We start from the raw sequence: 280 nt of genomic DNA, 5'->3' as shown, positions 1-280 counted from the left end.
CTCTGGATCGGCAGTATCTCCCGCCTGTAATAAGTAGTTTAGCACGCTTTTTAGCTGTTCATCCGTATAGTAATCATACGTCAGCAGTATGACCAACTCTTGCAGTAACTCCGCCATATCTCGCTGCCGGATATGTTTTTGCACCATTTCCAATAGCGCGACCCGTTTATGCGTCAGGATTTCATCATCGGAGATGACCGTCACATCGACCAGCGGGAAGGGACCGGAATAGATTTCCTTCGCCAGGGCCGGATCATCGAAGCAGTCGAGCCAATTGGTA

The 280-nt window shown here is 49.6% G+C and carries 1 protein-coding gene; it reads right to left on the bottom strand.

Going from position 1 to position 280, the window contains the following annotated elements:
• Window positions 1-280 (bottom strand): Rpn family recombination-promoting nuclease/putative transposase (locus ABR397_RS23810; protein ID WP_350307848.1); only part of this gene is annotated, 280 nt, incomplete at both ends.

The organism is Photorhabdus viridis, from assembly GCF_040256935.1.
Taxonomy (GTDB): domain Bacteria; phylum Pseudomonadota; class Gammaproteobacteria; order Enterobacterales; family Enterobacteriaceae; genus Photorhabdus; species Photorhabdus viridis.
The sequence above is the reverse complement of the archived record's forward strand: the minus strand, read 5'-3'. Positions and strand labels throughout refer to the sequence as shown.